3 protein-coding genes are annotated in these 5,942 nt (G+C 60.4%); 2 read left to right on the top strand and 1 reads right to left on the bottom strand.

What is annotated here, in order from left to right; translation table 11 throughout:
- Positions 1-160 precede the first annotated feature (160 nt).
- The gene (gene mutL, locus PROAA_RS06475) at positions 161-2,008 is read left to right on the top strand and encodes a DNA mismatch repair endonuclease MutL (protein WP_186410558.1); all 1,848 of its coding nucleotides are present in this window, start codon (positions 161-163) and stop codon (positions 2,006-2,008) included.
- Positions 2,005-2,952: a tRNA (adenosine(37)-N6)-dimethylallyltransferase MiaA gene (miaA, locus tag PROAA_RS06470; RefSeq protein ID WP_186410557.1), complete on the top strand. Its 948-nt coding sequence runs from the start codon at positions 2,005-2,007 to the stop codon at positions 2,950-2,952. Before mutL ends, miaA begins: the two co-directional genes overlap by 4 nt.
- A gap of 20 nt (positions 2,953-2,972) precedes the next feature.
- Here miaA and PROAA_RS06465 read toward each other — a convergent pair whose 3' ends face one another.
- Positions 2,973-5,660 carry a bifunctional acetate--CoA ligase family protein/GNAT family N-acetyltransferase gene (locus PROAA_RS06465; RefSeq protein WP_186410556.1) on the bottom strand — a complete coding sequence of 896 codons (2,688 nt, stop codon included), beginning with the start codon at positions 5,658-5,660 and terminating at the stop codon, positions 2,973-2,975.
- Between the last annotated feature and the right edge of the window lie 282 nt (positions 5,661-5,942).

Genomic DNA, 5,942 nt, shown 5'->3' with positions numbered 1-5,942 from the left:
AGAATGGCGTAGATCCATGGCCCGTACTGCTGCACCAGCACGGCGAGATGCTTGTCCAGGTGCAGGACGATATCGATAAAGGCGGCGAGGTATTCCATCGTGGTGATTGCCCGGAACAAAGGCGCGATTCTACCCGAAGGCCGGCCGGTATAATCTGTCCATGTCCGACACCCCCACCCGCCGTCCCGGAATACACATCCTGCCCGATCTGCTGATCAGCCAGATCGCCGCGGGCGAAGTGGTCGAGCGTCCGGCTTCGGTGCTCAAGGAATTGCTCGAAAACGCTGTGGATGCGGGCAGTTCAAGCATCCAGATCCACCTCGAGGAAGGCGGCGTCAAACTGATCCGCGTCAGCGACGATGGCTGCGGTATCGCCCGGGACGATCTCGCACTGGCACTCACACGTCATGCCACGTCGAAGATTGCCTCGCTGGACGATCTGGAGCGTGTTGCCACGCTGGGCTTTCGCGGCGAAGCGCTGGCCTCGGTCGCCGCCGTGGCGCGCGTCACATTGACCAGCCGGCAAGCGGGCGACGAGTCGGCCTCAGCCCACGCCTGGCGACTCACCGCCGAACCTCAAGCGCAACCCGCGCCGGCGGCATTGCACCGCGGCACGGTCGTCGAGATGCGCGATCTGTACTACAACACGCCCGCGCGTCGCAAGTTTCTCAAGTCCGAAGCCACCGAGTTCGCCCATTGCGCCGAAGCCGTCAAGCGCATCGCACTTGCGCACCCCGATGTGGCGTTCACGCTGTCGCACAACGGTCGCGTCAGCCTGCATCTGGCAGGAAATGATCTGCGCGGACGCGCTGGCTCCATCCTTGGCGACGAATTCCTGACTGAGTCGCGCGCTGTCGACACCGGGAAGATCAGCGACACCGTTGGCGATAGCGCGGGTGACGGTCACCGCCTGCGCGTTTATGGTTACTGCGCCCTGCCCGCCCATTCGCGTGCGCGCAGCGATGCCCAGTACTGTTACGTCAATGGGCGGTTTGTGCGCGACAAGATGCTCAGCCACGCGCTGCGTGCGGCCTACCAGGACATGCTGCACGGAAGCCGCTTCCCGGCGTACTGCATCTTTGTCGACCTCGATCCGGCGAGTGTTGACGTTAACGTCCATCCGGCCAAGACGGAAGTCCGCTTCCGCGACGCTCGCGCGGTGCATCAGTTTGTCTTTCATGCGGTACAGCGAACGCTGTCCAGCTCGCTAGCCGGGATGCGGGATGCATTACCGGCGCGCAATCAGGATGAAGCCCGCCCGGCATTCAACCACTGGGCACCGCGTCAGGAGTCTCTGCGTATCAGCGAACCGGCGACCGCGTCGTATCTGGCTTTCACCCAATCGGGGAATACTGCAACGACGGCGCAATCGGCACAACACACGATCCATTCGGAGTTGCCCGATGCACTCTCGCTCAGTGAAGCCCCGCCATTGGGCTATGCGCTGGCGCAACTGCACGGCATCTACGTTCTCGCCCAGAATGCGCAGGGGCTGATCGTCGTCGACATGCACGCGGCACATGAACGAATTCTTTACGAGAAGCTCAAGAATGCGCTTGACGGGCATCAGGTGGCAACGCAAACGCTGCTAATCCCCGCCGTGTTCAACGCCGACGCGGTTGATGTCGCCACCGCCGAAGAGCATGCCGACGCGTTGCACGCGCTCGGCTTCGATCTTGCACCGATGGGTCCGACACAACTTGCCGTGCGCGCCGTGCCCGCGCTATTGCAGGCTGCGGATCCGGCGACACTGACCCGCGCGCTACTCGGCGAATTGCGCGAACACGGCATCTCGCAATTGATGGCAACGCGACGTAACGAACTGCTCGCCACCATGGCCTGCCATGGGGCGGTACGCGCGAGACGGCAGTTGTCGATCCCTGAAATGAATGCCCTGCTGCGCAAAATGGAAGAAACGGAACGTGCCGACCAGTGCAACCATGGTCGACCAACCTGGACGCAGGTGTCGATCGACGAACTCGACCGCCTGTTTCAGCGCGGCCGATGAGTGCTACAAAGCGCTTTCAGCCGGCCATCCTCCTGATGGGTCCGACCGCCAGCGGAAAAACCGCCGTGGCGATGGCACTGGCGCAACGCTTTCCCGTGGAACTGGTCAGCGTCGATTCGGCGCAGGTGTTTCGTGACATGAATATCGGTACCGCCAAGCCGGATGCCGACACCTTGACCACATTTCCTCACCACCTGATTGACCTGATCAGCCCCGAGGAATCCTACTCGGCGGCCCGTTTCTGCGTCGATGCATTGGCGGTGATGGCCGATGTCACGGCACGCGGGAACATTCCACTGCTCGTTGGCGGCACGATGCTCTACTTCAAAGCTCTGCTCGAAGGCCTCGCCGACCTGCCGCAAGCCTGCCCGGAAACACGCGCCGACATTGACGCACAGGCCATCGCACAGGGTTGGCCGGCGATGCACGCCGAACTGGCCACGCTCGACCCGGAAACCGCCAAACGCCTGCATCCTGGCGATTCCCAGCGCATTCAGCGCGCGCTGGAGATCGTCCGCCTGACGGGGCGTTCGATGACGGCACTGATCGCCGACGGGAAGAAGAAGGTACCGCCCTACGCGTTTCTGTCGCTTGGGTTGCTGCCTTCGCAGCGGGGCGTGCTGCACGAACGCATCGCTGAGCGCTTCGACGCCATGCTCAAGGCCGGGCTCGAAGAAGAAGTCCGAATGCTTCGGTCGAAATACCGATTGAACCTCACCCTGCCGTCGATGCGATGCGTCGGCTACCGGCAAGTATGGGAGGTGCAGGATGGACTGGCGCCGCGCCCGGAAATGCGCGACCGAGGCATCTACGCCACGCGCCAATTGGCCAAACGGCAGATCACCTGGCTAACCAACACCCTGCGCCCGGAACGCTTCGACTGCCTGGCGAATAATCTTGAATCGCAGATCCTTGGACGGGTTGCCAGCGCCCTGGGCGGCTGAGCCACACTCAGGCACGGCCCCTACAACTGCCTGATGGCGCGCTGCAAATCTTCGTCTTCCTCGTGCTCGAAGATCTCGAAACCAAGCGCCCGCACCAGTTTAAGCATTGTCGGATTGTTGACCAGCACTTCGCCTTCCATTGTCTTGATGCCGCGATTGTGAGCCACTTCCATCAGGCTGTTCATCAGGCGCGCGCCGAGCCCTTTATTGCGGACATCTTCCGAGGTTACCAAGCCAAAATCACAGGTTTCACCATCGGGTAGCACGCCATAGTTGGCGATGCCGACAACGGCGTCCCGACCGTAACTGTGACTGACGGCGATAAGGACGAGCGCTCGGTCGTAGTCGATTTGAGTAAGACGCGCCAGTGCCGATAGCGACAGCTCGTTCATCGCGTGCATGAATCGTTTGTAACGCGCGTCACTCGACAGGGACTGCACGAACTTTTGTATCATTTCGGCGTCTTCGGGACGAACGGGGCGAATGGTGAAATTGGTACCGCCGGTAAACTGCCACGACGATTCAAGATAGGCCGGATAGGGACAGATGGCCATGTGTCCATAGGGTTCGGACGAGGTCACATGAGTAATGATGCTGATTCGCGCATCGACGGCGATGGCCCCCTGATCATCAATGATCAGGGGATTGATCTCCATTTTGCGTATCCACGGCAACTCGCAAGCCATTTCGGACACACGCTGGAGCACGCTGTCGAGCGCTGGCCGGTCAACAGCCGGCATTCGCCGGAATGGTTCGAGCAGGGGCGCGACACGTGCGCGACCGACCAGATCGTCTATCAGGCGCTGGTTGAGCGGCGCCAGAGCGACCGACCTTTCATTGAAGACTTCGGCCACCTGCCCGCCCTCGCCGAAGGTGATGACCGGGCCGAACAGCGGATCGCAGGTCAAGCCTACCGCCAGTTCGCGCCCGTGGGGTTTCGATATGTACGGTTCGATCAGGATGCCGTCGATACGCGTTCCGGGCGCCAGCTCGGCAACATTGGCAACGATCTCGTTGTAAGCGCTACGTACCGCTTGCGCGTTCGAAAGGTTGAGCCTTACGCCGCCAATATCCGTTTTGTGGGCAATTTCCGGTGACTCAACCTTCATCGCAACCGGGAACCCAAGCTGCTGGGCAATCAGCATGGCCTCATTCGGCGAACGTGCCATCACGGAGTGCGATACGGGCAGTCGGAAAGCGGCAAGCACAGCCTTAGCTTCAAGCGTGGATAGCACTCTGCGTCGATCGGCCAGTGCGGCCTCGATGATCAGTCGCGCGTTCTCGATGTCCGGCTCGTCTTCGTTCGAGAACGACGCGGGAGCTTCAAGCAGGATATTCTGGCTTCGGAAATACGACACCATGAACTCGAAGGCCTCAATGGCATTCTCCGGCGAGCGGAAGGTTGGAATCCGAGCCGCCGCGAATGCACCACGCGCACCGCGTACCTGCATCTCACCCATCCAGCAGGTCAGTACCGGTTTTCGATTGTCGGCGGCGGCTTCGAGAACCGCCTGCGCAACCGACTCCGGCTCAACCATCGTGCTGGGGGCAAAAATCACCAGAACGGCATCCACGTTTTCATCGTTCAGGCAGATCGATAGTGCGCTGCGGTAACGATCTGCCGTGGCGTCGAAAAGGACGTCGACCGGGTTGCAGTGCGACCAGCTCCGCGGCAAACAGGCATTCAGGCTGCTGATGGTCTGTGCAGACAGGGCGGGTATCTCGATGCCCAGCGAAACCGCCAGATCCGCCGCCATGACCGATGGCCCGCCGCCGTTGGTGATCACGGCCAGACGGTTGCCGGCCGGTCGCTTCGGACTGGTCAGCGCGCGCGCCGCGGAAAACATGTCACCGATGGTTTGGACACGAACGACGCCCGCCCGTCGCAATGCCGCGTCATACACTTTGTCGTCGCCCACAACCGGGCCGGTTTGCGCCAATGCAATTGTTTCACTCGTCTGAGCCTTGCCCGCCTTGACCGCAATGACTGGTTTGATGCGCGCCGCAGCGCGGACGGCGCTCATGAAGCGCCTGGAATCACGCAGGTTCTCCATATAGACGAGAATGCAGTGGGTATTGATATCCATCGCGAGGTAATCGATGATCTCGGCGAAATCGAGATCGGCTGCATTACCCAGCGAAACGATGGAGGAAAAACCGAACTCGTTGTTGTAAGACCAATCCAGTATCGAGGCGCAGATCGTACTTGACTGCGAAATGAGCGCGATATTCCCGACCGGCGCCTGCTTGGCGATTGGCGTCAGGTTAAGGCCCAGTCTCGGGCAGAACAGCCCGAACGAACGCGGACCGATGATCCGCACACGGTATCGGCGCGCCACATCCAGCATCGCGCGTTCAATTCGCGCACCGCTGGAGCCGGCATCGCGAAAACCTTCCGAGAACAGGACGATGGCGCGCACGCCAGCCAGACCACAGGCTTCAATGAGCAAGGGCACTTCAGCCGCTGGCGCGATAATCGCAGCGAGGTCGACCGTGTCCCCCATTTCCACCTTTACGTCGGCCAGACTGGCATAGCAGGTGCGGCCGAGGATACTCTCAAGCTCGGGATGAATCGGGAATACCGCGCCTTTGTAACTCATCAAAAGGTTCTGCAACAAGGCGTAGCCGATCGAACCTTCTTCCTCGGTAACACCGAATACCGCAATCGAAGAAGGCGAAAACAACTTGCGTAGCTGCAACTGGCTCATGGTCTTGAGACTCCCTGGTTCAAGATTCAGAAGACGTCAGTCCCATCTTGTAGCGGGTGCAAACGTCCTTGTATGCATGTTCGGACGGCTTCGGCGCAGTGACCGTGATGATCCTGCCGTCACGCGTCAGATGATAGTCCTTTACAAACAAAGTACAAGCGCATCCAAACAACTGCTCTTGGGTTTCCAGGAAACCTGGCAATACTGGCGCTGCTGACGTTAGTCAAGTCCGAAATCTGCTGTAAATATTCTTCGATCCGATCAATGACGAATGGTTTCAGC

It is taken from the genome of Candidatus Propionivibrio aalborgensis (assembly GCF_900089945.1).
GTDB classification, from domain to species: domain Bacteria; phylum Pseudomonadota; class Gammaproteobacteria; order Burkholderiales; family Rhodocyclaceae; genus Propionivibrio; species Propionivibrio aalborgensis.
This window is presented reverse-complemented; position numbering and strand designations above follow the sequence as displayed.